Genomic DNA, 25,780 nt, shown 5'->3' with positions numbered 1-25,780 from the left:
CTCACGACTATCTACTCAGGTGTGTGTGTATTTTACGGCTTTTATATTGTACTACACTGATAGTTTTTATTCAAGTGATATTTAAACATTTATTATTATAATAATAGTATAAAAAACTCAGGATCAAAATCCCGAGTTAATTTTTTGATTTAGCAGTATAATATTCTGCCCCATACAATAACTGATTCATAACAATTTTCAATGGCTTGTAAGCCCACACCACGGTCAAGAACCCAGTTCCTGCCATGATTGCCTCAAAGGGTAAATCCGCTATTAAATATGGTAGTGGATTCATAATCCCTGTTTGAATCATATTAAACGGGATAAATACCCATCCAAATATGAACCCAAAGAATAATGCGAAAATTGCTAACACAAACTCATTATTTGATCTTCTTAAAATAGAGTTATATGCGATTGGAATTAACATCCATGCTATAACAAGTGGTACTACTGTAAATGGATTTAAAGCACCCATATACAGACTATCTAAAAACACATATACAAGTATCATTAATGTTGATTCTTTAAACGTAAACACACTACTAAACAAGATGATAAGTAGAACTGTAAATTGCACGTTAGGTAAAAACAATAGTGCTTGTTCTTGAACAAAAATTATTGCAACACTTGATGCAATCATTAGCATTCTCTTTACACTCATGAACCATCACCACCTAAACTAATGTACTCAAATTTATATACTACACCGTCTTCAAGCATAACATTATCAACACCATAATTACTGTCAATATCATCAATATATATCTTCAAATAACTGCTATACCAATCGGTAGATACTTCTCCAATTTGTAGAATTATATGTCCATTAATAGACGCATAAGCACATGTATTATCAATAGTATAACTAGCACTTCCACACGCTATTTCAAACTCCTCTTGAAGCAAGTCGTATAAGCTCATTTCTTCGTCAAAAATTAATTCTTCATTTATTACAAGTTCACCTGACTGATCAACAACTTGAATCGTAATTGTACCCAGGTCATCTCCTGTTTTTGGTTGTGAAAACACAACATAAATAATAGTTATAGAAAATACTACAACAAATGAAATTATTAACTTTTTCATGTCTCCACTACCTTTCTTGTTAATCTAAAATATATGGATTAACAGGAGCAAATGTATTGATGTATTCTTGGTAACACACTAAAGCTAAAATCGCTTGAGGGGTACTGAATACTAAATCTACATCTCCGTCAATCATCCAAGAGAATGCACCTGTTTCATCTGCAAACTCCGTTAATCTTGATATTAAATTGTTTCCATCAATAGTATAGTTTTCACCTGCTGGATTTTCATCTACAGCGATCATTCCTAGAATTACTTGCGCCATTGAAGCAGCGTTTTCAGTCCCAGGATAAGTAGTTTCTCCATATACCATATCTCTTGTTTTTATTCCTCCACTAGGTAATTGATCTTCATCAATCCAAGCTAAGAAATCACTTACTCTTGTATCTGTTTTAGTTGTCATCACCGATAATGCAACTAAGTTGATTCCTCCAGTGTCTAATCCATCATTAACTGGTGTATTTGAACTAAAGTAAGAACTCGCCATAGCGTTGAAAAGAACTGTGCTTTTTCCAACATCTTGTGAATTTACAGCTAACACTCCATATGCTGTTTGTCCATAAGGACCCACAACGAACATATCAACTAAATCATCAACTAAATCAGTTGTATCTAAGTCAACAATTCCTTGAATAATGATAGCTTTATAATAATCTGCAACTGTTACCAATTCCATACTAGAATAATAATTACTAACTTCTTCGCTTGTAATATATTCATCTGTTAATTCTAAAACCTCTAAAGCTGCAAGTACATTGTAATCAATTAATGAATCATTTACATAATCACTTGCATGATTTTCAACAAATGCATTGATTGTATCATACACTGCTTTTGCAGTCATATCGTACCAAAGAATTTCAAACGTTATAACATCATCTTTTTCAAATGTCATATCATCAATTCCCACCATGCTTGCTTCTCCATTTTTCGATATTGCTACATAGTTTCCAGTCATCGCATCAATCTCACCAATTCCAGTGATATAAGACCCGTATTGACTTTCTGTGTATCTTACTTCTACTTTTAAACTTAAATCAATAACTTCAAGTAATGCCAATTCTTCTACTTCTAAATCATACGATTCCGTATGATCCTCAGATACTACAACTTCGATTGTAAATGTATCTACTTCTGGTGCTTGTTCTTCTGTACATGCTGTCAAACTAATTAATAGTAATAACGCTAGCATCATAGAGAATAGTTTTTTCATAGTGTTCCTCCTTATATTATATGAAAATAAAAAAACCATCCCCCTGGATGGATATCTCGTTAAATATAATATATAGAAATATATTTATGAAAACGAACCTACTCATAACCCAGGAGTACTTATGTTTCTAGATGGCCTAGGTAGGTCTACCGGCTTGACTTCATCCTACTATGCACCTTCCCGCTAAAGCAGTGGTTTGTTGCATTTCGTCCGTCTTACGGTTGCTGGGACAGCTTGAGATTTTAACTCAATTCCCTGTTATGTCTTGCGACACCTAACATCTAGTTTTATTGTAGACCTTTCGCTACCTTAAGTCAATAAAAAAAACGGTAATTTCTACCGTTTATTTTCCAGTACTTCCAAATCCACCATTACGAGTGTTTGTAACGGTTTCTTCGTTATCAATTGTTAAATATTTTGTGAAGATTCCTTGTGCAACTCTTTCACCTTTTTTCAAGGTAACAGTTTCTGTTCCAAAGTTGTGCAAACTAACAAATATAGCACCATCGTTATCATCATTCCCATAATAATCTTTATCAATGATACCTACATTATTTGGAATCGTTAAGTTGTATCTTCTTGGCAAACTACTTCTTGGATAAAGTTTAAGTACTTCGTCATCCATCATATATGCCTTGATCCCTGTAACTCCCATTTTAATTTCGCCTGGTTTGATTTCTAAATCCTCAATGATTGCGAAGTCATAACCTGCGCTATATTTAGTCCCTCTTTTTGGTAAATCATAAGTTATTTGCTCATAGCCTCTGGCTTTCTCGAATCCTCTCATAGGTTCATTCCTTTCAACAACTCAAGTACGTATAGCTCTCTTTCAGTCCAAGGAAATGCAGTTCCAGATGCAATCTTTTCTTCATTAATTCGAATTGCCTCATCTATTTCAACCCATTTAGGTAGAAAACGTAGTGCTCTTTCACTTTCACTTAACTTCAAACCGTGATACTCTTCAGTAATTTCACAGAAGTAGTAATAACTTCTTTGATAAAAGTATTTATGTGTATCGTAGATATCATTGTATATTTGGTCAGTATAACCTAAACATTCATTCACAGACTTAACTTCTCTACCTACCTCTTCTAATACTTCACGCTTTAACGCTTCTTGTCTGGTTTCCTCTTTGTCGATTCCACCACCTGGAAATTTATACTCCTTTGTTGTATCCGAGTATACCAATAAAATTTTGTGATCATTTAGAATGATTGCTCTTGCTGCATTTCTGTAGATAATATCTTGAGAGCCTATTTTAGTATCGCGCTTATCAAATATCTTTAGTAATTTCATTGTAAAATCACAAGAAGTTGTGTTGCTGAATCAAATCCAACTTTTAACACATACTCTTTTATCCTTTCCCCTTTTTCTTTAAAGTGTTTTTGTCTTTCTTTGTCCTCTACTCTATCAGATAATCTATCAATGGTCTTCAATAACCATTGGATTTCCTCCTCTGAGTTCTCAGGTTCTCTTTCAAATTCCATGTCCCATGCTTCTTGTACAGTCAAACTACTGTTTGCCTCTAGAACCTCAATGATTTCTGTACGTTTAAAAGTTTCATTGTGAGTCTGTCCTCGTTCGCGATCAATCTCAGCTGCAAAATGATGGAGCTTTAAATGAGTGATTTGTCTTGTAGTTAAATGGTCTTGCATCATCTCATTTATCAATAATGTTCCACCTGGTTTTAGTACTCTTTCCATTTCTTTTAAAATTCCTGCTACATCTCTTAAATGATGTAAACTATTTGATAAACAAACAACATCAAACTCGTTGTCTTCAAAACTCATATTAAACGCATCCATTTGTAAAAAGGAAATTCGTTTATCTTCAAAGTTTTTACTTGAAGAACTTATCGCGATTTCTAGTTGATCAATACCAACTATACTTTCGTAGTTATCGTAAACAGAGCTTAGTAATTTAATAAAATTACCTCCACCAGTTCCAACATCTAATATTCTTGGTTTATCAAGTTTTGCTAGAATTTCTTTTAACTTTTCCATGAAACCACCCCAATACAGGTATTATATCATATACTTTCTATACGAAATATAGTTATTTATTGTTATTTTGTCGTTTTCCTCTAATTAACTGAGTTTGAAATGATTCTGATCAAATAAAAAAAGCAAGATTAATCTTGCTTTTTTACTCACCTACTGCGAATTTTAATTCTGCGATAACTGCTACTTCATCTCCAACTTTAGCTACTGCTTTACCGTAGCCAATTGGTCCTCGTTGTTTGATGATTTCAACTTCTAATGTCAATGTATCTCCAGGAATTACTTTTCTCTTGAATTTACATTTCTCGATACCTGCGAAATACGCAATTTTACCTTTGTTTTCTTCTAAAGATAAAATGATTACAGCCCCTGTTTGAGCAAGTGCTTCTACCATTAATACTCCAGGCATAACATGTTCTTGTGGGAAATGTCCCATGAACTGCATTTCATTTGCAGTAACGTTCTTTTTAGCAACACAGCTAACCCCTGGTTCTAATTCTAATACTTGATCGATTAATAAGAACGGGTATCTGTGAGGAATAATTTCTTGTATTTGATTACTATTTAATAACATAATTTACCCCCTATATTTCTTAAATGCGATAGTAGCGTTATGTCCACCAAATCCTAAACTATTTGATATTGCAACATTCACTTCTTTTTCTACACCTTGACCTAAAGTATAATTCAAATCACATAATTCGTCCAATGTTTTTGTATTGATTGTTGGTGGTATAAAGTTCTCTTTTACACTTAACACCGCAAAGATACCTTCAATTGCTCCTGAAGCACCAAGTAAATGACCTGTCATCGACTTTGTACTTGAAACGTTTAATTTGTACGCATGTTCTTTAAATGCCTTTTTAATCGCCAATGTTTCTGTTTTATCATTCAGTGGAGTTGAAGTTCCGTGTGCGTTGATATAATCAACATCCGTCACGTCTAATCCAGCATCATTCACAGCCATTAACATACATTTAAGAGCCCCTGTAGCTTCTGGATCTGGTCCAGTAATATGGAAAGCATCACATGTTGCACCATATCCTACGATTTCTGCGTATATTTTTGCATCTCTTGCTAGTGCTGAATCCAATGTTTCTAGAACAAGTGTTCCAGCTCCTTCACCCATTACAAATCCTGAACGATTTGCGTCAAAAGGGATTGATGCATTTTCTGGATCATTTGATTTGTTTAATGCTTGCATAACATTAAATCCACCAAGTCCAAGAGGTATTAAACTAGCTTCTGTTCCACCAGCTAAAACCATATCTAAATATCCATCACGAATAGCTCTAAACGCATCACCTATAGCATTTGTTGCGCTTGCGCAAGCTGTAACAGGACTTGTCACCATTCCGTTCAGTCCATAATCAATTGCAATTTGCCCAGCTGCAATGTTTATGATTGCACTAGGTATAAAGTAAGGACTAATTCTGTCATATCCTTTGATTTTTGCTTTATCTTCTTCGTTGGCTATTGTATCAAGTCCACCGATACCTGATCCATAATAAACACCTACACGGTCTCTATCTACTGTATCAAAATCGATACCACTATCCGATACTGCTTCTTTACTTGCGATCATTCCTAATTGTACAAAACGATCCATACGTTTCATTTGTTTTCTACCAAAGTATTCCACAAAATCAAAGTCTTTAATTTCAGCACCAATTTTTGTGCTGTTTGATTCAGTATCAAAACGTTTAATAAAATCAATACCGTTTGTACCTTTTTTAGCATTTTCCCACATTGTAGGAGCATCATTTCCGATCGGGCTTATTGCACCGATTCCTGTAACAACGACTCTTCTTTTCATAATGTTATCCTCCAAATAATTGTAAATCTCTTCTACATTCTCTTATAATTTCTTTTACTATATTATCTACAGTATCTATTTTATCAATTAAATATGCTTTTGCGCCAGTAAATAATAAACCATTTTTATCTCCACTTGAACTATTACCTAGTTGTTCAGTGATACAGTATGGGATATCTTTCTTCTGACAGGTCTTTAAACAGTTAACACAGTAGTTCACTTTTAACTGATGCTTTTCTAATGTTTTTGTTAAAAAGTTTCTGATTGCTCTACCAGGTAATCCAGCTGGACTCTCTACTCTAACAATATCTTCTTCTTTCACTTTAACTATTTCATTTTTGTATTCATCACTTGCATCACATTCATCAGTTGCGATAAATCGTGTAGCGATTTGAACACCATCTGCGCCTACTTTAATCATATTTGCCATGTCATGCCCATCATGAACACCACCCGCAGCGATGATCGGAATTTTGACATCATATTTCTCTTCATAAATAGAAACGATTTCTTTAACTTCAGAAATGATATCTTCTAAAGATTTAACATTTCCGTTTTCAAAGTCCTCTTTACTAAATCCAAGGTGTCCACCTGCTAAAGGTCCTTCACACACAACAAATTCTGGCATATATGAATATCTTCTGTCCCAACTTTTAAGAAGGATTCTACAAGCTCTTGCGCTACTTATAATAAACGCACCTTTGACATTTGTATCCTTTATATATTCTGGTAAATCAAGAGGTAACCCTGCACCACTAACTATGAAATCTATATCTTGTTCTGCTAAGAACGAAGCATATTCTCCATAATCGTTGATAGCATGCATTAAATTAACACCTAATATACCATCTGGATTTTGTTCTCTAATGTTCTTAATTTCTTTTATTAACTCTACTTTATTTGTACCCATTGGGTCTTTCTTAAATCCTTTTTTAAGAAAACCAACTTGTGCAGCACTTATAGTAGCTACTATCCCACTATTCATACAAGCTTTCGCTAATTTGCTAAGACTTATCCTAATCCCCATACCACCTTGAATGATCGGTAGTTTAACTTGCTTGCCATTTATTGTTAGTGGTTTTAAGTTCATTAAATCATTCCACCATTAACACTTAAAACTTGTCCTGTAATATAACTTGCTTTACTACTTGATAAGAAAATACAAGCGTTAGCAACATCAACAGGAGTTCCAAAGTTTCTTAGAGGAACTTGTGCCATGTACCCTTCTCTAACTTCGTCAGTTAAAACTTGAGTCATTTTAGTTTCAATGAATCCTGGAGCAACAGCATTAACTCTAACTCCACGAGCACCGAACTCTTTGGCAAGAGTTTTTGTTAAACCGATAACACCAGCTTTTGAAGCAACATAGTTTGCTTGACCAGCATTACCCATAATACCAACAACACTTGAAATATTTATAATGTTTCCTGATCTGTTTTTCATCATGTGACGCGTAACAGATTTACACATATTCCAAGTACCTTTTAAGTTTACATTTATTACCATATCAAAATCATCTTCACTCATTCTCATCATTAAACCATCTCTGGTTATTCCTGAGTTATTGATTAAGACATCAATCTTTTGAAATTCTTCAACTGCTTTATCTATAATATTTTTACAGTCATCTAATTTTGTTACATCACCATATACAGCAATTGCTTTTCCACCAAGATTTTCAATATGAGTAACAACATCATTTGCTGCGTCTTCATCAAATATGTAATTCACTACAACATTGTTTTTCTTTGCACCGTACTGTAAACAAATTTCCTTACCGATTCCAGTATTTCCACCAGTTACGATTACCGTTTTCGCTTTATTACTCATATTACTCCTCCAGTTTCGCTATTGTTTTGTTTAAAGAAACCATATCTTCAACATTAACAATATTCAGTTTTCTATTTATCTTCTTTACAAATCCACTCAGTGTTTTCTTAGGACCAATTTCAATAAATGTATCAACACCTTGTTCTAACAGCTTCTCTATCATTTGATAAAATAGTACACTGCTTGTTATTTGCTTTGGCATTTCAACTTTTAAATTCTCTTGATCGTAAAAATCTCCTGTTGTGTTTAGTAATAGTTTTTTTGTAGGTTCATCTAGTTCCAATACTGCTACGTAATTACCTAATTTAATACTTGCATCTTTCATAAGTTCTGTATGGAATGGACCACTTGTATTTAGTAGAATCGCACGTTTTGCACCTTGCTCTAAGGCTAATTCATTCACTTTCAATACTGCGTTTTCCTCACCACTAATTACTAATTGACCGTATGTGTTGTAATTCGCTATTTTCACATAACCACTTACATTCTCAATAATGTCCAAAAGTATGTCTGAATCTAACCCGATTATTGCACTCATCTTTCCTGATGTTGCAAGACAAGCTTGATTCATAAACTCTCCACGCTTTTGAAGTAAGTTTAATCCTGTTTCAAAATCGAATACGTTGCTGTAATACATTGCACCGTACTCACCTAAACTTAAACCACATGTAAAGTCTGCTTCAATATTATTTTCTTTTAATACTTCAAGTGTCGCTGCATACAATGTAAACATCGCTACTTGAGTATATAATGTATCATTTAATTTTTCTTCATTCTCAAATATAATATCTGATAGTTTGTATCCAAGGATATCATCCGCTTTAAGGAATATGTTTTTTGCGTTTTCTGAATGATCAAAAAACTCTTTACCCATTCCAACGTATTGAGCACCTTGTCCTGAAAACATAAATACTTTTTTCATTATGCCAGTATCCCCCTATACACTTTAGATTTTACATACATATCATCTAAAATTTCTTTTACAGGTCTAACTGATTTTACTAACCCAGCAGATTGTCCGGCCATAATGCTTCCGCCATCCATGTCGCCTTCAAGAACAGCTTTACGTAAACTACCTAAAGTCAATTTCTCAAGTTCATGAAGATCAATGTTTCCTTCTTTTGTTAATTCAAGATATCTTCTAGACATCTTATTTTTAAGAACTCTTACTGGAGCTCCTGTTCCTCTACCAGTAACAACTGTCGATGTATCTTTTGCTTTTACAACAGAGTTTTTGTAATTGATATGGATTGGACATTCTTCACTTGCAAGTAACACTGTTCCAATTTGAACACCTTGTGCTCCTAAGCAAAATGCAGCATCTAATCCTCTATAATCAGCAACTCCACCCGCAGCAATTATTGGTAAATCTACAGCGTCTCTAACTTGTGGTAACAACGTGAATGTTGTTAACTCACCAATATGTCCTCCTGCTTCAGTACCTTCTACTACAAGTGCATCTGCACCTGAACGTTCCATACGTTTTGCTAATGCAACACTTGGAACAACAGGGATTACAATTATTCCAGCAGCTTTCCATTTCTCCATGTAGATTCCTGGATTACCTGCTCCAGTTGTAATAACTTTTATACCTTCTTCTATAACCATATCACTGATTGCAGCTGCGTGTGGGCTCATTAACATAATGTTTACCCCAACTACTTTATCAGTTACTTTTCTTGCTTCTCTTATTTCAAAGCGTACTTTGTCAACATCCCAACCACCTGCGCCAATTAGTCCAAGACCACCAGCTTCACTTACAGCAGCTGCAAGTTTGTGTGTTGCAATATTAGCCATTCCACCTTGAATTATCGGGTATTCTACCCCTAACAATTCTTGTAATGTCTTCATATTATCCTCCTACAATTCAATTAATGCTCCACCCCAAGTGAAACCTCCACCGAATGCAACAGTCGCAAATAAGTCACCTTTATTAAGTTTCTTCTCTTTGATTGCTTCATCGATTGCAAGTGGTACACTTGCTGCACTTGTATTTCCATACTTCTGAATATTCAAGAACATTTTATCCATAGGGAATTTCAAATCTCTAGCAGCTTTATCAATTATTCTTTCGTTTGCTTGATGTGCAACTATGTAATTTAAATCATCTAATCCTATATTGTTTCTTTCTGTTAAATCTTTAATTGTTTGAGGCATAATTCTTGTCGCAAATTTAAAGACTTCTCGCCCATTCATATGAATGTGATCTTGTTGACTTACTGCATTTACATAAGGATCTTTAATATCCACACCATTACAAATTAACATACCTTCATCATCAGATTTTGATCCACAAATAACATCTTTGATTTTATTTGTTTCACTAGTTCCAATAACCATTGCACCTGCAGCATCACCAAATAACACACAAGTATTACGGTCGCTCCAATCTGTTAATCTTGTTAATGTTTCTGCTCCAACAACTATCGCTGTTTTATAAGCTCCTGATTTAATCATTTTGTCAGCAATGTTTAGTGCATACATAAATCCACTACATGCAGCATTTACGTCAAAACACATTACTTCGTTAAGTCCTAAACGTTTTTGTAGTAATTGTCCAACACCTGGAAATGCATTGTCAGGTGTAACTGTTGCTACGATTACTAAGTCTATGTCTTTTGGATCTACTTTCGCGTCTTCCATCGCTCTTCTTGCAGCATGTTCTGCTAAATCAACTGTTAATTCATCTGTCACAATGTGACGCTCTTTGATTCCTGTTCTTGACACTATCCACTCATCGTTTGTATCTACTATTTTTGATAAGTCGTCATTCGTTAACACTTTTCTTGGTACATAACTACCAGTACCCTTTATCTCTGTGTAAATCATCGCTTCACACCTCCTAGATTGTCATAGTTAAACCTTTGGAAGAATCCAAAGTTTCTATACTTGTCAATTCGAGCTTCTCTAAGTTCGAATGGTTGTAATTTTACTAATTCTGTTAATTCTTCTAAAATCGCTTTCTTAGTATTCCTAAAAGTTTCTTCTTTATTGAAGTGTGCTCCACCAAGTGGTTCTTTAATCACTCTATCAATAATTCCATAATCTTCTAAGTCAAAACTTGTTAACTTCATTACTCCAGCAGCTTTGCTAGCTAGTGTAGCGTCTTTCCACAAGATAGTTGCGTATCCTTCTGGACTCAATATTGAGTAGATACTATTTTCAAGCATCATTACTTTATTTGCAACACCTAGTGCCAGTGCTCCACCGCTTCCACCTTCACCAATAACGATGGCGATAACTGGTACAGTAAAACTAGCCATTTTCATTAAGTTTTTCGCAATCGCTTCCCCTTGTCCACGCTCTTCAGCTCCAAGTCCTGGATAGGCACCTGGTGTATCTATAAGGGTAATGATTGGTCTTCTAAACTTTTCTGCTTGTTTCATTAATCGTAATGCTTTTCTGTATCCCTCAGGATGAGGCATTGCGAAGTTTCTTTCTAAGTTTTCTTCTAGTGTTTTACCTTTTTGTTGTGCGATAATCGTTACATTAATTCCATTAATCGTTCCGATTCCACCAACAATACTTTTGTCATCTCTATATAGACGATCACCATGTAATTCGATGAACTCATCAAACATATAATTTATGTATTCTAAAGCCGTAGGTCTAGCTTGGTGACGTGCCAATAATACTCTGTCCCATGCTGTTAAATTACTCATTGCCTCGTTTTTGTAACTCTCAATCTCTTCTTTAATCTTTCCTATTAATTCGACATTATCTAATTCTTCAATTTTACTTTGAAGTTCTTGAAGCTTACGCTCTTTTTGTAAAATATCCATTAGTTATATCTCCTATGAATTCTTAGGACTCTACTTAGAGTATTCTTCAAGTCAACTCTAGGTATTACTCCGTCTACAAATCCTTTTTCTTCTAAGAACTCCGCTCTTTGGAATCCTTCAGGTAATTTTTGATTGATTGTTTGTTCAATAACACGAGGACCGGCAAATCCTATTAATGCATTTGGTTCTGCGAATATAATATCTCCAAGTGTAGCAAATGATGCAGTTACTCCACCAGTTGTTGGATGTGTTAATACACTAATGTATAACAATCCAAGATCACTATGTCTTAGTACAGCAGCACTTGTTTTTGCCATTTGCATTAAGCTAAAGATCCCTTCTTGCATTCTAGCTCCACCTGATGCAGTAAAGATAATTATTGGTAGTTTTTTGTATATTGCATACTCAAAACTTCTTGTTACTTTTTCACCAACAACACTACCCATACTTCCCATCAAGAAGTAACTATCCATAACACCAATAACACATGGGTTACCATTCAATTCACCATATCCGTAGATATATGCTTCATCAATGTTTGTTTTTTCTTTGTAGCTTTTAATTTTTTCTTCGTATCCCTCATTGAATAAAGGATTTAAAGTTATATACCCAAGACCTTTTTCAACAAAAGTTCCAGGATCTACAGTTAAATCTATTCTATCGATAGCACGCATTTTAAAATGCTCACCACAATGTTTACAAACAAATTTATTTTCTAGTGTTTGTTTCATGTTCACTGTTTCTTTACAACAAGGACATTTCTCATAAAGTCCCTTAGGTACATCGATATTTCTATTTGTATAGTTACGTTTTCTTACTACATTTGACTTTTGCTTTTGTGTTTTACGTTGTTGTAATGCTTGTGTTAAATTATTCAAACTCATCATACTCCAACAACTGATCTATCTTTTTAGCAATATATCCAGTATCGAAGTTTCCTTTAACGTAATCTAAATTATTTAATATCATATTACAAAAGTCTTGGTTGGTTTTAACACCTGTAATTAGTAACTCGTCTAACGTAGCTTTCATTTTCTTAATTGCGTCTTCTCTATTTTCACCATGAACAATGATTTTACCCATCATTGAATCGTAATATGGTGGAATACTGTATCCAGCATAAATAAAACTATCAAAACGAACTCCATGTCCGCTTGGAACATGTAGTAATTCTATTGTTCCTGGACTTGGTCTAAAATCAAACTTAGGGTCTTCAGCGTTAATACGACACTCAATTGCATGTCCTTTTAGCACAACATCATCTTGAGTAAAACTTAGTTTCTCTCCAGCTGCTATTTTGATTTGTTCTTTAATAATATCTACACCAGTAACCATTTCAGTAATTGGGTGTTCTACTTGAATACGAGTATTCATTTCAATGAAGTAAAACTCACCATCACTTACTAAAAATTCTAATGTTCCAGCATTCTCATAATTTACTGTTTTTGCAGCTTTTATTGCTGCTTCACCCATACGAGATCTTAAATCATCACTGATTAAACTCGGAGCTTCTTCAATAACCTTTTGGTTACGTCTTTGAATACTACAATCACGCTCACCTAAATGAACGACATTTCCATATTTATCTGCTAAGATTTGGAATTCGATATGTTTAGGATTTAAAACGAACTTCTCTAAATACATAGTGTCGTCTCCAAATCCATTTAATGCTTCACTTCTTGCAGTTTCATAAGCAACATCAAACTCACTTAAATCAGAAGCAACACGCATACCGCGTCCTCCTCCACCTGCACTAGCTTTTATTAAAATAGGGAATCCTATTCCAACAGCTTTTTCTCTTGCATCATCTAAACTATCTACAGCACCATCACTACCAGGTACTACAGGAACATTTGCTTCTATCATTATTTCTCTAGCACGGGCTTTATTACCCATTTTATCTATTACTTCACCACTTGGTCCAATAAATGTAATCCCACACTCAGCACATAAATCACTAAATGAACTATTCTCACTTAAGAATCCAAATCCAGGATGAATTGCTTCAGCTCCTTTATTCACAGCAGCTGTTATGATATTTTCCATGTTTAAATAAGATTCGTTACTTCTAACTCCTCCAACACAAACACTCTCGTCTGCGATTTGAACATGTAAACTATCTCTATCTGCTTCGCTATATATTGCAACTGTTTCAATTCCCAGTTGCTTACAAGCGCGAATAATCCTTACTGCAATTTCACCTCTATTGGCTATTAGTACTTTATGGAACACTACTCTTCTATCTCCATAACCACTTGACCAAATTCAACCATAGTACCATCAGTTACATTGATTGATCTAACAATACCACTTACAGAAGAAGTAATCTCATTCATTACTTTCATTGCTTCAACTATAAACAATGTATCTCCTTTAGATACTTTTGAGCCAACATGGACAAATGCGTCACTGTCTGGTGATGGTGATTGATAGAATGTTCCTACTAGTGGTGCTTTTACTTCAGTATAATCAGAAGCAATTGCCTCTTCAGATACAGTTTCCAAAACAGGTGCGTTTTGAACTGGAGCACTTTGTAATACTGGTTGTGCCACCGAAACTGTTTTTACATCTTCTTTTTCTAATTTAATAGAAAAGTCTTTATCATTTATCTCTAACTTATGAATCTTAGAATCTTCAAATTCTTTCATAAGGTTTTTTATTTGTCTTAAATCCATTGTTTTCCTCCCGAATACTTTGATGTTCAAATGTTTTTTTAATGAAAAAATAAGTAAAGATTTTCAGACGAAAATCTTTACTTCACGCTTTCGATAAATTCAACGATTTGCTTCACATTTTCAAATGCTTGTGCAGCTTCATCTGAAATCTTAATTTCAAATTCATCTTCTAATGCCATGATTAACTCAACAGCGTCTAGTGAATCAGCACCTAAATCATCATTTAATGTAGATTCTAATTTTACTTCTTCTGCTTCAACACCTAATTCTTCAACAATAATCTCTTTTACTTTATCAAATACCATAATTTGTTTCCTCCTATTTTTTACTTAAAAATATACGTAATTTTACTGTATATTTTATGTCTTGTCAATTTATTTTGAGGTTCAAAGAACCTTTGGTTCCATCATATTTACGAGTGCTCATATGTTACGTGTGAACGTATGTTCACATATACATATATTGCAGCAATTATTTTCAATATATCACCTGGTATATAAGTCCCGAAAAGCGCAACAGTACTTAGTAAATTCCAATCTAGTGAATACATGAAATATGAGCCACCAATCATATATATAATAAGGTTGATGATGAACATCAATCCAAACAAACTAATATACTCGTTATTTAGAATAATTACATGTTTAAACACTGAAGTTAAATATGCGGCAATTGGGAATGCAATAATAAATCCACCCGTTGGTCCAAGGATAATTCCTGCTCCTCCAGTACCACCCGCAAATACAGGTAAACCAATTACTCCTAAAATGATATAAACTACCATACTTAGAAACGCTAAATCTTTTCTAAGCAATAATCCAGCTATAAACACAAACATTGTTTGTAATGTGATCGCTGGTAATGCACCTAATGGTATACTCACAGTTGCTGTCGCAGCCATCAAAGCTGGGATGATTGCAACCAATACCATTTCTCTTGTTGTTAACTTCATTCGTAAATCTCCTTTAAACTGATTTCATTTGGACTTACATAGAGTTTTTCATTCCCGACAAGGAATAACCTTCCATCCTCTAAAATCTCTCTAACAACAAAAATTTGATTGTTAAATTTGATTCTCTTATTCAATATTATTGAGTGCTTCAAATACTCATTGAATGTATGTGGCTTAACATACTCATTCATAATATTTAATGCAACATTATTTGGATCTAATTCAATACCATTTTCCAGATAGGTTGATGTGGCAAATTTATGAAGACTATTGAAGTTCGATTGATTAATATTTATTCCAATCCCGACTACAATATAATCTAAATCAATTGCACCTTGTGTTTCCATCAAGATACCTGCAATTTTTTTAGTTCCAACCAAAATATCATTGGGATATTTAATTGAAGCAGTAATTCCATATTTCATTAATGTTTTGATAATTGCGACTGAAATCTTAGAGATTTCCACAAACAAATTATCGATGAAAATATCCTTCTTCAAAATGTAACTGAAGTATAGGTTACCATTTGGACTTTCCCATACATGGTCACTTCTACCTCGCCCTTTTGATTGTGATTTTGATATCACAACATCTAGGTGATTTTGAGTCAAATAGTTCTTTTTCAAATAATCGTTTGTCGAATCAATTTCGTTAAAATATTTTATTTGAAAATTCAGTAAAAACCACCTCCATATATATTAAGAAATCATAATATATAATACTTTGAATGTCAAATGAATCAACATTCATACAAAGGTTTTCGTGGACTGTTAAAGCCATTATAAAAAAATAAATTTATTTTTAAGTAAATAAAAAATGAGCAATTTTATGCTCATTTTATATTATTTTACCAAATGACGTGACAATTCTTACCTTTTCTTTTTGCCTCATACATCTTGATATCCGACTTATAAATAAGATCCTTGGTTGTATCTCCTTTATTATAGAATGCAACTCCTGCACTAAACGTAAATTCAATACCAATCTTTTTATTCAATTTCAATAACCTAGATTCAATAATCGCAAATCTTTCATCAATGTTTTGTCTCGTTAATGTAGGACATGCTATAACAAACTCATCTCCACCATAACGACCCACGATTTTTCCTTGAATATCGCAAGTCAATAACATCTGAGAGAATTCAACTAACACTTCATCACCTTTTTGATGCCCATATGTGTCATTCACAAGTTTAAAATCATCGATATCGATCAATATAATTGCGATATCTTGATCCCCATCAATATTAGCCAACATCTTATCAATTTTAATAAATGTTGTTGAGTGATTATAGATGCCAGTTAGTGAGTCTCTTTCAGCTAAAATAGTTAACTCTTCTTCTCTTGTTTGAAAGACACTAAATAGTTTCGAGTATGGATTATTTACAATCTCACTAATAAATAGTATGTAAAGTCCTGCAAATGAAACAAATTTCAATATATGTCCTATTGTGACGAAACTCTCGTGCAAACCAGTATACTGTGTAAACATTACTTCGGATGCAATCTTTAGAAGTAAAATCAATATAAGCAGTTTCTTGTTATCACTCTTCATTTCTATACCTTGTGTCAAAACTATTGAAATCAACAAGAAAACAATAACAAAAGTTGCCAATATCAATTTCAAATTAGTTTGCCCTACACCAGGTATATAAAATGCAGGTAATCTTTCAGAGTTAATTAAATAATATACTATTGCTACATAAAACAAACCGAATACATGTGAATAACAATACTTTAACTTAATCTTTTTCATGAAAGTAAACAAGACTACAAGTAGCCCTAAACTCTCCATAAATCTTGCAGCGATCCAATACTGGCTACTTATATTTGTGCTCGTTTTGATGATTCCCATCCCCTCAAATGACAATGCATGCATAAAATCAAGTAATCCAATATAAAGGTATGCTACACCTAATGGCAGTAACAAAGCCTTTTCAGAATACTCTCTACTATTTACAGCTATGATGAACATCATTACTCCAATAAACATTGTAAATATTTCTATTGTGAAGTGGAATAGTTCAAAATTGTAATAATCCATAACTAGTAATAATCCTATTGCAATCAAAACAAATATAAGAAACTTGTAATATTTACGCCCCATAAATATCACCTCTCCCTTAGTAATAAAAAAACTACACACTAATAAAGTGTATAGTTTTGTAATCAGTCCTATACCGAATAAATTATGTAAGTACAGCAAACTTCTTGAGTTCTGTACCTTTGTGCCCCATATTCGCATATAGTTTACCTTTGATTTTATTGGTACTTTTAATTATAACACTACATTCTCATTTTTACAAATAACCGAAGTATTAATCAATCATTTTATAAATAAAAAAGACAGCATATGCTGTCTTTTTGATTAAATACTTCCTGCTTTTGCGTCTTTTACATTCTTTTTTAGTTCACGTTCTGCTTTTGCGAAATCAACGTTTTTACGTTTGTTCTCAGCAAGTCTTTCTTCACGAACCTTGTTTAAATGATCCATTGCACTATCTTTTGATATTCCGACGTGAGCTTCTTGGGCTATTACATTAATTTGATTGCTCTGATGTTCTACAACTCCATTAATGATAACTACAAATACTTCTTTTTCGTCTTTTATCATTTTTACATATCCAGTATCTATAGTACTGATTATTGGAATATGTCCTTGCATAATAGCGAATTCACCATTCATTTTAGATGTAACGACTACATAATCTATTTCTTCTTTATATAATTCTCCTTGAGGTGTTACTACAGATATATTCATATAGTTCCCCCTTAGTTCATTGATTCAGCTTTTTTAAGAACGTCATCAATACTACCTACAAGTCTAAATGCTTCTTCTGGTAAATGGTCGTATTTTCCTTCTAAGATTTCTTTGAATCCTTTGATTGTTTTTTCTACTGGAACGTATGTACCTTTTTGTCCAGTAAACTGTTCTGCAACATGGAAGTTTTGTGATAAGAATAAACGAATACGTCTTGCTCTATGTACTACTTGTTTATCATCTTCACTTAATTCATCCATACCTAAGATTGCGATGATATCAAGTAATTCATTGTATCTTTGAATTGTTCTTTGAACTTCACGAGCGATATCGTAATGTTCTTGCCCAACGATTTCAGGCGCTAATGCACGAGATGTTGAAGCAAGTGGATCTACTGCAGGGTAGATTCCTTCTTCTGATATTTTACGTGACAAGTTTGTAGTTGCATCTAAATGTGTAAATGTTGTCGCAGGTGCCGGATCCGTATAATCATCGGCCGGTACGTATACTGCTTGAATTGATGTAATTGAACCTTCTTTAGTAGAAGTGATTCTCTCTTGTAATTTACCCATTTCAGTTGCTAATGTAGGTTGGTAACCAACGGCACTTGGCATACGACCAAGTAACGCAGAAACTTCACTACCTGCTTGTGTGAATCTAAAGATATTATCGATGAAGAATAAAACATCTTGTTTTTCTTGATCACGGAAATACTCAGCCATTGTTAAACCAGTTAATCCAACTCTCATACGAGCACCTGGTGGTTCATTCATCTGTCCGAATACCATGGCTGTTTTCTTGATTACTCCAGATTCAGTCATTTCGTGATATAAGTCATTTCCTTCACGTGTACGCTCTCCAACACCAGCGAATACTGAGATTCCACCATGTTCTTGTGCGATATTATTAATCAATTCCTGAATTAATACAGTTTTACCAACACCGGCACCACCGAATAATCCAATTTTTCCCCCTTTAATATAAGGAGCTAATAAGTCTACTACTTTGATTCCTGTTTCAAGAATTTCTATTTCACTTGATAATTCATCAAGTTTTGGAGCAGGTCTATGGATAGGACTGAATTTTGTTCCAGCTGGAACTTTTTCTTTCCCATCAATTTCGTCTCCTAATACATTAAAGATTCTACCAAGAGTAGCTTCTCCAACAGGTACACTTATTGGAGCACCTGTATTTTTAACTTCCATTCCTCTTTGTACACCATCAGTTGAATCCATCGCGATTGTTCTTACGACGTTATTTCCTAAATGTAGAGAAACTTCTAAAGTTAAATTAATAGGTACACCATTATTTTTATCAGCTGGAACGTCAACTACTAATGCAAAGTTTATCTCTGGTAATTCACCATCAAAACTAACATCGATAACTGGTCCCATAACCTGAACTATTTTACCATTCATTAATTTTCCTCCTCTAGCTAACTGCGTTCGCACCACCGATGATGTCAGTTAATTCAACTGTAATTGCAGCTTGTCTTGCTCTATTATAATGTAATTGCAATGTTTGAATTAAGTCTTCTGCGTTATCGGTTGCACTCTTCATAGCTGTCATTCTTGATGCATGCTCACTTGCTTTTGCATCTAAGATTATTCCGTATAAAGTATTTTCAACATACATTGGTAATAAGTGATTTATGATTGCTTGTGGACTAGGTTCATAGTTATAAATTAGTCTCATTCCTTCTTCTTTTTCCTTTTCAGTAACAGAACTGTATCCGTTGGCGATTGGAAGAAGTTGGAAATGTTCCACTTGTTGTGAAATTGTATTTATAAAGTGATTATAAAATACTACAATTTTATCAATTTTATCGTGTAAGTAATCTTTGATAAACGATTCCGTTACTTCTTTAAAATCAATGAATTGAATGTCATCGCGAATATTAATTGGTTCTTTATTCAGTAAATTGTATTTGTTACGTTTTGCGTATGAATGAGCTTTATGCCCAATTGTAGCTACTGTGAAGTTATCGTTATCTCCATGATGTTTTTCTACGTATGCTTTAAACGCTTTAAATACACTTGAGTTATATGGCCCAGCTAATCCACGATCACTTGAAACTAATATATAGCACCTTTGCTTGATTTCTCTTTCAACTAACATTGGATGACTTAAATCATCTGTGTCTAGAAGGTTATCAATCATATTTCTAAGTTGAAACATTAAAGGACGGAATCCTTTGATTGAACGTTCTGCTTTTTTTAGTTTTGAAGCAGAAACCATGTGCATAGCTTTTGTGATTTGTGATGTCTTCTTTGTCGCTGTGATACGTGATTTAATTTCTCTCATCGAAGCCATTTTAACACCACCCTATACAAATACTTTTTTGAATCTAGCAATACAATCATTCATTTGTTCTATGTTTGGTAATCCTTTTGTATCTGTGATTTCTTTAAGAAGTTTACTTCCTAAATCATCATTAACAAAGAAGTCATGAAGATCACGTTCAAATCTTAATATGTCTTGTAGTTTAACGTTGTCTAAATGACCATTTGTTAAACTGAAAATACTAATTACTTGTTTCTCAACATCCATTGTTGCATGTAAACCTTGTTTTAATATCTCAACAGTTCTTTTTCCACGTTCTAGACGTGCTTTTGTAGCGTCATCTAAGTCACTACCAAACTGTGTAAATGCTTCTAATTCACGGTATGCTGCTAAGTCTAGACGTAATGTCCCAGATACTTTTTTGATTGCCTTGATTTGTGCAGAACCACCAACACGTGATACAGATAATCCAGCGTTGATCGCAGGACGTACACCACTATGGAATAAATCACTTTGTAAGAAGATTTGTCCATCTGTAATACTGATTACGTTTGTTGGGATATATGCAGATATATCTCCAGCTTGTGTTTCAATGATTGGTAAAGCAGTAATACTACCTCCACCTAAATCATCATTTAATTTCGCAGCTCTCTCAAGTAATCTTGAGTGTAAATAGAATACATCACCAGGGTATGCTTCACGACCCGGTGGACGACGTAATAATAAACTTAACTCACGATATGCAATCGCATGTTTTGTTAAATCATCATAAATGATTAATACATCTCTCCCAGCGAACATGAATTCCTCTCCCATTGTTACTCCAGCATAAGGTGCTAAATATAATAACGGTGAAGGTTCACTTGCTGATGCACTTACGATAATACTATAATCCATAGCTCCGTGTTGTTTTAATGTTTCATACACGTTTGCTACTGTACTTTCTTTTTGCCCAATTGCTACATAGATACAAATAACATCTTTCCCTTTTTGGTTGATGATTGTATCAATTGTGATTGCTGTTTTACCAGTTTGTCTATCCCCGATAATAAGCTCTCTTTGCCCACGTCCTATTGGTACCAAAGCATCTAATACTTTGATCCCAGTTTGAAGTGGTTGGTTTACTGATTTACGGCTCATAACACCTGTTGCTTTACGTTCAATTGGTCTTGTTTGTTTTGTTTCAATTTTACCCATTCCATCAATTGCTTGACCTAATGCATTAACAACACGTCCAATTAGTTCGTCCCCTACAGGAACTTCTAATATACGTCCAGTTGTTTTAACGATATCTCCCTCTTTAACAGAAGTTGATTCATCTAATAAAATTGCTCCAACATGATCTGTTTCTAAGTTAAGTACTTGCCCATAAATATCTCCAGGGAAGATAAGTAACTCTCCACTCATCGCGTTATCAAGTCCATGAACTAAGGCAATCCCATCACCGACACTAATTACCGTACCGACGTTTTCTGTTTTGATTTCTTTTTCGTATTTCTTAATCTGTTCTTTGATTAAAGAACTGATTTCTACAGGATTAATCTTACTCACTCTTTCACCTCGCTACTTCGATAAGTTCGACTTTAAACTATGTAAATAATTATTAATAGTGTCATCAAGTATCATACCCTCATACTCAATTCTAAGCCCACCAACAATTGTGGTATCTACAACATTGTTTAATTCTACTTTTCGACTATTTTTTGTTTCTAAACTATCAATTAAATTCTGTTTTTGTTTATCCGACAATACTTTGCTTGAATAAACGGTAACTTTTAAAACTTTGTTTTGATTGTCATATAGCTTTTTATATTCAACCAATGTATCATCTAATAAATCTATTCTTGAATTATCAATCAATACGTAAATAAAGTTTTTTAGTAATGAATTAGAAATTGCATTTCCAACAACTTCTTTTTTATCTTTTTTAGTGATTTTTGGATGATTAAGAAATTTATAGATTTCATCATCTAAACTATCGTTGAATGCTACAAAATCATTCAATAAAGAATCAATTTGTTTTTCTTCGATTGCTAGACTAAATAACGCTTCACTATATTGAAACGCAAGGTATCCCATTAATTGGCTACCCCTTTAGTGACTTCGTTGATTAAGTCCTTATGTTTTTCTGCGTCTATTTCTTTCTTAATTATCTTTTCTGCCATCAATGTAGCAACACTTACGATTTCATCGTTTATGCTACTTTTTGCTTTTTCAATCTCACTATCAATTTCTTTTTTTGCGTTTGTCATAACTTTTGTCGCTTCAACTTTTGCAACACCTACAATTTTAGTACGTTCTTGTTCTCCACGATCTCTCGCTTCATCAATAATTGTTTTTGCGCTGTTACGAACATCTTGAAGTTCAATTTCTGCAACTTCTTTCAGTTGTTGTGCTTCTAAGTTACTGTTCTGTGCTTCTTCTATTTCAGAATTCATTAAGTCTTTTCTATTGCTTAAATATCCAGTGATATTTTCCCAAAAGAAATATCTAACAACAAGAAATAATAGTAGAGTTGCTAATACTTGAATTAACATCTCAATTGGATTAACACTAATAGCATTTTCTATGAAACTAGATATTGACTCTGCAACTTTGTCCATAAAATTGCCTCCTTCTTGTTATTGGATTATGCGAAGATTAAGATGATTGCTACGATTAAACCGTATAAACCAGTAGTCTCTGCGATAGCTTGTCCAGTAATCATTAATGTTCTAATGCTACCTTCTGCTTCAGGTTGTCTACCCAATGCTTCAACTGCTTTACCTGCTGCGTAACCTTGCCCAATACCAGGCCCGATTCCTGTAAGTACAGCGATACCTGCACCAACCATTGCTAAACCTTGTACGAAAAATTCGTTATACTCTGCTGCTAAAAATAATAAATTACCCATGTTCTATTTCCTCCTAATTTTTGTATTATAGTTTTTTCCTTAATTAATCTTCTACTGCCATACTCATAAATATTGAGAATAACATGAAGAATACATATGCTTGAATCGCTCCAAAGAATATGTCAAATATTGGATGTAATAAGAAGGCTCCAAATACTACTCCTAACCAACTTGTTAATCCATATACGATGATTCCGATAATTGATCCACTTAACATGTTTCCAAATAAACGAAGTCCCATCGCAAATGGCGTTGAAATCTCTCCGATTAGATTAATCGGTAAGAACGCCGGGTGTGGTTCTAACATTCCCTTAGCGTGTTTAAAAGGGTTTTTAATAAACATTGCCGCTACTTGGATAGAACCAAATGCAAGTGCACTAAATCCTAGTGCTACATTTATGTTTGATAATGGTGTTGTTAATCCAACTAGTGATGCCATATTTGCGAATAACAAATATAAGAACACTGTCATCATTAAAGGTGTAAACTTACGCCAATGCTTCTTAAAGAAGTCATGCATCATATTGTTTATACTTTCAACAAAGATAATTGAAACTAACGTAATTCCTGTGGGAATCTGAGTTGTCTGCATCTTTTTAACACGTAATCCAATAATCACTGTCATGATCATAATAAATCCAGTAATGATCAGTGATGATTTCATACCATTTGTAAAATAGATCCAGTTCAATCCATCGTATCCCATACTTGTTGGTCCAAAATTGAGTATATTACTCATTCATTTCACCCTTTCTGTCCAAGAATATACTAAGATATAACATTAATTTAAACGAGAATAATCCGGCCGCTACTGCATAGAAATTAAAATCAGGTCTCATATACGCTAAAACCAAAACAATCGCGTATACGGCAAAACGAAGTGCATAGTTAATTATTGCTTTTTTCTTCGCTTGCTTTTGATCTTCTTTCATTATTTTTGCACTAGACTTATAAAGCATGCTCATTGCCCATAAACTGGTAACACTTCCAAGTAAGAACGAAATACCTAGTTCTGATTGCTTGAAAATGACAAGAGTTAATGTAACAACAGCTGTAAAGATAACTGTTAAAGGAAAAGTTTTTGTAAATGCATTATAGTTTGTCATCGTCTGTTTCCTCCACTTTGTTCACTCGAACGATTAAATTTCGAATACCAGCAAAAACACCAATTACGATGAAGATAATTTTAAATAGAAATACAGTGTGTAACCATAAATCTAAAAAGTATCCTATCGCAAATCCAAGTCCTACAGTAACCAGTATCTCAAAAATGAAACTACTGACAACACTGTAAATCTTAAGTGCTTTTTTCTGACTACTTTTCATTATTTCGTACCGAACAAACGATCTCCACAGTCACCTAATCCTGGAACAATGTATCCAACTTCATTCAATTTCTCATCCATTGCCGCTAAATAAATATCGATGTCTGGATGTTCTTTTTGAATCATTGCTACACCTTCTGGGCATCCTACTAATCCAACGAAACGAATATCAACAGCTCCTCTTTTCTTTACAGCGTCAATCGCCATACATGCACTACCACCAGTTGCTAACATAGGGTCTACAACTAATACAGTTCCTGTTTTAATTTCTTCAGGGAACTTTGCATAGTACTCATGAGGTTCTAATGTTTCTTCATCACGATACATTCCAATATGTCCAATTTTGACAGTTGGAATAATCATTTGGATTCCGTCAACCATACCAAGACCAGCTCTTAGAATTGGTACTACTACAACGTCTTTTTTAAGTACTTTACATGTTGTTGTTGTAATAGGTGTTTGAACTTGTATTTCTTTTGTTTCTAAATCTCTAGTAATCTCGTAAGTTACAAGTCCTCCAATTTCATTGACATTCTCTCTAAACTTTTTAGTGTCAGTTTTCACATCGCGAATTATTGCCATTTTATGATCAATAAGCGGATGATCTAATATTACTACTTTACCCATAATCATTCTCCTTTATACTTGTTAATTTTGTTGATTCTACGTTGATGTCTTTCTTCATTTGAAAAAGGTGTGTTAACCCAAATGTCACTTATTTTCACAGCTTGTTCTTCATCAATCACACGTCCACCCATTGCTAATACATTTGAGTCATTGTGTAATCTAGTTGCTTCTGCTGTAAATAAATCGTGTACAAGTGCAGCTCTAACACCTTCAACTTTATTTGCCATAATACTCATACCCACTCCAGTACCACATACAAGTATCCCTTTGTCTACTTCATGTTTGCTTACTGCTGTAGCTACTTTTATTGCATACTCATTATAATCTACGCTGTCTCCAGAGTTTGTACCATAATCAGTAATAATGTGTCCTTGGTCTTCTAAAAACTTCTTAATTCTTTCCTTGTGACCTACCCCACCATGATCTGATCCCATTGCTATTTTCATAATTCTCAGCTCCTTCTGAAAGCGTTTATAAATTTAATTCGTACATATACTATAAGTATTATAACAAAACTTGATTTGAATGCAATAC

The 25,780-nt window shown here is 33.8% G+C and carries 33 protein-coding genes and 2 riboswitches; all 33 genes read right to left on the bottom strand.

Annotated features, from left to right (window positions below; translation table 11 throughout):
- Positions 1 to 136: 136 nt before the first annotated feature.
- The 33 genes from AC2LE6_RS03205 to rpiB all read right to left on the bottom strand — a co-directional run bounded on the left by AC2LE6_RS03205 (position 137) and on the right by rpiB (position 25,692).
- Entirely contained in the window at positions 137 to 664 is a 528-nt protein-coding gene (locus tag AC2LE6_RS03205) for a hypothetical protein (protein ID WP_484477803.1), read from the bottom strand.
- Entirely contained in the window at positions 661 to 1,089 is a 429-nt protein-coding gene (locus tag AC2LE6_RS03200; RefSeq protein ID WP_484477802.1) for a hypothetical protein, read from the bottom strand. Before AC2LE6_RS03200 ends, AC2LE6_RS03205 begins: the two co-directional genes overlap by 4 nt.
- Positions 1,090 to 1,108: 19 nt before the next feature.
- Complete coding sequence (locus AC2LE6_RS03195; RefSeq protein WP_484477801.1) at positions 1,109 to 2,302, bottom strand: DUF4430 domain-containing protein; 1,194 nt, start codon at positions 2,300 to 2,302, stop codon at positions 1,109 to 1,111.
- Positions 2,303 to 2,424: 122 nt separating this feature from the next.
- Positions 2,425 to 2,593: riboswitch (cobalamin riboswitch) on the bottom strand.
- 52 nt (positions 2,594 to 2,645) lie between these two features.
- The gene (dut, locus tag AC2LE6_RS03190) at positions 2,646 to 3,089 is read right to left on the bottom strand and encodes a dUTP diphosphatase (protein ID WP_484477800.1); all 444 of its coding nucleotides are present in this window, start codon (positions 3,087 to 3,089) and stop codon (positions 2,646 to 2,648) included.
- Positions 3,086 to 3,598 carry an NUDIX domain-containing protein gene (locus AC2LE6_RS03185; protein ID WP_484477799.1) on the bottom strand — a complete coding sequence of 171 codons (513 nt, stop codon included), beginning with the start codon at positions 3,596 to 3,598 and terminating at the stop codon, positions 3,086 to 3,088. The genes dut and AC2LE6_RS03185 overlap by 4 nt, the downstream gene beginning before the upstream one ends.
- The gene (locus tag AC2LE6_RS03180) at positions 3,595 to 4,305 is read right to left on the bottom strand and encodes a class I SAM-dependent methyltransferase (RefSeq protein ID WP_484477798.1); all 711 of its coding nucleotides are present in this window, start codon (positions 4,303 to 4,305) and stop codon (positions 3,595 to 3,597) included. Before AC2LE6_RS03180 ends, AC2LE6_RS03185 begins: the two co-directional genes overlap by 4 nt.
- Positions 4,306 to 4,447: 142 nt before the next feature.
- A complete protein-coding gene (fabZ, locus tag AC2LE6_RS03175) occupies positions 4,448 to 4,876 on the bottom strand; it encodes a 3-hydroxyacyl-ACP dehydratase FabZ (protein ID WP_484477797.1) in 429 nt (142 codons plus the stop codon).
- Between the two features lie 3 nt (positions 4,877 to 4,879).
- Positions 4,880 to 6,118 carry a beta-ketoacyl-ACP synthase II gene (gene fabF, locus AC2LE6_RS03170; protein WP_484477796.1) on the bottom strand — a complete coding sequence of 413 codons (1,239 nt, stop codon included), beginning with the start codon at positions 6,116 to 6,118 and terminating at the stop codon, positions 4,880 to 4,882.
- 4 nt (positions 6,119 to 6,122) lie between these two features.
- Positions 6,123 to 7,208 carry an NAD(P)H-dependent flavin oxidoreductase gene (locus tag AC2LE6_RS03165; RefSeq protein WP_484477795.1) on the bottom strand — a complete coding sequence of 362 codons (1,086 nt, stop codon included), beginning with the start codon at positions 7,206 to 7,208 and terminating at the stop codon, positions 6,123 to 6,125.
- Positions 7,208 to 7,948 (bottom strand): 3-oxoacyl-[acyl-carrier-protein] reductase, encoded by a 741-nt coding sequence (gene fabG, locus AC2LE6_RS03160; RefSeq protein WP_484477794.1) that lies wholly within the window; start codon positions 7,946 to 7,948, stop codon positions 7,208 to 7,210. Before fabG ends, AC2LE6_RS03165 begins: the two co-directional genes overlap by 1 nt.
- Position 7,949: 1 nt before the next feature.
- Positions 7,950 to 8,870 carry an ACP S-malonyltransferase gene (gene fabD, locus AC2LE6_RS03155; protein WP_484477793.1) on the bottom strand — a complete coding sequence of 307 codons (921 nt, stop codon included), beginning with the start codon at positions 8,868 to 8,870 and terminating at the stop codon, positions 7,950 to 7,952.
- Positions 8,870 to 9,799, bottom strand: coding sequence for a nitronate monooxygenase (locus AC2LE6_RS03150; RefSeq protein ID WP_484477792.1), 930 nt, complete (start codon positions 9,797 to 9,799; stop codon positions 8,870 to 8,872). Before AC2LE6_RS03150 ends, fabD begins: the two co-directional genes overlap by 1 nt.
- A 9-nt stretch (positions 9,800 to 9,808) precedes the next feature.
- Positions 9,809 to 10,777, bottom strand: coding sequence for a beta-ketoacyl-ACP synthase III (locus AC2LE6_RS03145; protein WP_484477791.1), 969 nt, complete (start codon positions 10,775 to 10,777; stop codon positions 9,809 to 9,811).
- On the bottom strand, positions 10,774 to 11,730 hold the full coding sequence (locus AC2LE6_RS03140; protein ID WP_484477790.1) for an acetyl-CoA carboxylase carboxyltransferase subunit alpha: 957 nt from the start codon (positions 11,728 to 11,730) through the stop codon (positions 10,774 to 10,776). The genes AC2LE6_RS03145 and AC2LE6_RS03140 overlap by 4 nt, the downstream gene beginning before the upstream one ends.
- On the bottom strand, positions 11,730 to 12,614 hold the full coding sequence (accD, locus tag AC2LE6_RS03135) for an acetyl-CoA carboxylase, carboxyltransferase subunit beta (protein WP_484477815.1): 885 nt from the start codon (positions 12,612 to 12,614) through the stop codon (positions 11,730 to 11,732). The genes AC2LE6_RS03140 and accD overlap by 1 nt, the downstream gene beginning before the upstream one ends.
- On the bottom strand, positions 12,601 to 13,962 hold the full coding sequence (locus tag AC2LE6_RS03130) for an acetyl-CoA carboxylase biotin carboxylase subunit (RefSeq protein WP_484477789.1): 1,362 nt from the start codon (positions 13,960 to 13,962) through the stop codon (positions 12,601 to 12,603). Before AC2LE6_RS03130 ends, accD begins: the two co-directional genes overlap by 14 nt.
- The gene (gene accB, locus AC2LE6_RS03125) at positions 13,962 to 14,405 is read right to left on the bottom strand and encodes an acetyl-CoA carboxylase biotin carboxyl carrier protein (RefSeq protein WP_484477788.1); all 444 of its coding nucleotides are present in this window, start codon (positions 14,403 to 14,405) and stop codon (positions 13,962 to 13,964) included. The genes AC2LE6_RS03130 and accB overlap by 1 nt, the downstream gene beginning before the upstream one ends.
- Positions 14,406 to 14,482: 77 nt before the next feature.
- Positions 14,483 to 14,710, bottom strand: a complete 228-nt coding sequence (gene acpP, locus AC2LE6_RS03120; protein ID WP_484477787.1) for an acyl carrier protein — start codon at positions 14,708 to 14,710, stop codon at positions 14,483 to 14,485.
- 107 nt (positions 14,711 to 14,817) lie between these two features.
- Positions 14,818 to 15,357, bottom strand: a complete 540-nt coding sequence (locus AC2LE6_RS03115; protein WP_484477786.1) for a biotin transporter BioY — start codon at positions 15,355 to 15,357, stop codon at positions 14,818 to 14,820.
- Complete coding sequence (locus AC2LE6_RS03110) at positions 15,354 to 16,022, bottom strand: biotin--[acetyl-CoA-carboxylase] ligase (protein ID WP_484477814.1); 669 nt, start codon at positions 16,020 to 16,022, stop codon at positions 15,354 to 15,356. Before AC2LE6_RS03110 ends, AC2LE6_RS03115 begins: the two co-directional genes overlap by 4 nt.
- Before the next feature lie 182 nt (positions 16,023 to 16,204).
- Positions 16,205 to 17,464, bottom strand: coding sequence for a sensor domain-containing diguanylate cyclase (locus AC2LE6_RS03105; protein ID WP_484477785.1), 1,260 nt, complete (start codon positions 17,462 to 17,464; stop codon positions 16,205 to 16,207).
- 82 nt (positions 17,465 to 17,546) lie between these two features.
- Positions 17,547 to 17,622, bottom strand: a riboswitch (cyclic di-GMP riboswitch).
- Positions 17,623 to 17,725: 103 nt separating this feature from the next.
- Complete coding sequence (atpC, locus tag AC2LE6_RS03100) at positions 17,726 to 18,118, bottom strand: ATP synthase F1 subunit epsilon (protein ID WP_484477784.1); 393 nt, start codon at positions 18,116 to 18,118, stop codon at positions 17,726 to 17,728.
- A gap of 11 nt (positions 18,119 to 18,129) precedes the next feature.
- Complete coding sequence (atpD, locus tag AC2LE6_RS03095; protein ID WP_484477783.1) at positions 18,130 to 19,536, bottom strand: F0F1 ATP synthase subunit beta; 1,407 nt, start codon at positions 19,534 to 19,536, stop codon at positions 18,130 to 18,132.
- Positions 19,537 to 19,549: 13 nt separating this feature from the next.
- On the bottom strand, positions 19,550 to 20,431 hold the full coding sequence (gene atpG, locus AC2LE6_RS03090) for an ATP synthase F1 subunit gamma (protein ID WP_484477782.1): 882 nt from the start codon (positions 20,429 to 20,431) through the stop codon (positions 19,550 to 19,552).
- A 12-nt stretch (positions 20,432 to 20,443) separates the two neighbouring features.
- A complete protein-coding gene (gene atpA / locus AC2LE6_RS03085) occupies positions 20,444 to 21,952 on the bottom strand; it encodes a F0F1 ATP synthase subunit alpha (RefSeq protein WP_484477781.1) in 1,509 nt (502 codons plus the stop codon).
- Between the two features lie 12 nt (positions 21,953 to 21,964).
- Positions 21,965 to 22,480, bottom strand: a complete 516-nt coding sequence (gene atpH, locus AC2LE6_RS03080; RefSeq protein ID WP_484477780.1) for an ATP synthase F1 subunit delta — start codon at positions 22,478 to 22,480, stop codon at positions 21,965 to 21,967.
- Positions 22,480 to 23,004 (bottom strand): F0F1 ATP synthase subunit B, encoded by a 525-nt coding sequence (gene atpF / locus AC2LE6_RS03075; protein ID WP_484477779.1) that lies wholly within the window; start codon positions 23,002 to 23,004, stop codon positions 22,480 to 22,482. Before atpF ends, atpH begins: the two co-directional genes overlap by 1 nt.
- A 26-nt stretch (positions 23,005 to 23,030) precedes the next feature.
- Complete coding sequence (gene atpE, locus AC2LE6_RS03070) at positions 23,031 to 23,294, bottom strand: ATP synthase F0 subunit C (RefSeq protein ID WP_484477778.1); 264 nt, start codon at positions 23,292 to 23,294, stop codon at positions 23,031 to 23,033.
- A gap of 43 nt (positions 23,295 to 23,337) precedes the next feature.
- Entirely contained in the window at positions 23,338 to 24,033 is a 696-nt protein-coding gene (locus AC2LE6_RS03065) for a F0F1 ATP synthase subunit A (protein ID WP_484477777.1), read from the bottom strand.
- The gene (locus AC2LE6_RS03060) at positions 24,026 to 24,400 is read right to left on the bottom strand and encodes an ATP synthase subunit I (RefSeq protein ID WP_484477776.1); all 375 of its coding nucleotides are present in this window, start codon (positions 24,398 to 24,400) and stop codon (positions 24,026 to 24,028) included. The genes AC2LE6_RS03065 and AC2LE6_RS03060 overlap by 8 nt, the downstream gene beginning before the upstream one ends.
- Positions 24,387 to 24,620 (bottom strand): AtpZ/AtpI family protein, encoded by a 234-nt coding sequence (locus AC2LE6_RS03055; RefSeq protein ID WP_484477775.1) that lies wholly within the window; start codon positions 24,618 to 24,620, stop codon positions 24,387 to 24,389. The genes AC2LE6_RS03060 and AC2LE6_RS03055 overlap by 14 nt, the downstream gene beginning before the upstream one ends.
- Positions 24,620 to 25,246, bottom strand: coding sequence for a uracil phosphoribosyltransferase (gene upp / locus AC2LE6_RS03050; RefSeq protein WP_484477774.1), 627 nt, complete (start codon positions 25,244 to 25,246; stop codon positions 24,620 to 24,622). Before upp ends, AC2LE6_RS03055 begins: the two co-directional genes overlap by 1 nt.
- A gap of 2 nt (positions 25,247 to 25,248) precedes the next feature.
- A complete protein-coding gene (gene rpiB / locus AC2LE6_RS03045) occupies positions 25,249 to 25,692 on the bottom strand; it encodes a ribose 5-phosphate isomerase B (RefSeq protein ID WP_484477773.1) in 444 nt (147 codons plus the stop codon).
- Positions 25,693 to 25,780 lie beyond the last annotated feature (88 nt).

This window comes from Candidatus Izemoplasma sp., assembly GCF_982632705.1.
The sequence above is the reverse complement of the archived record's forward strand: the minus strand, read 5'-3'. Positions and strand labels throughout refer to the sequence as shown.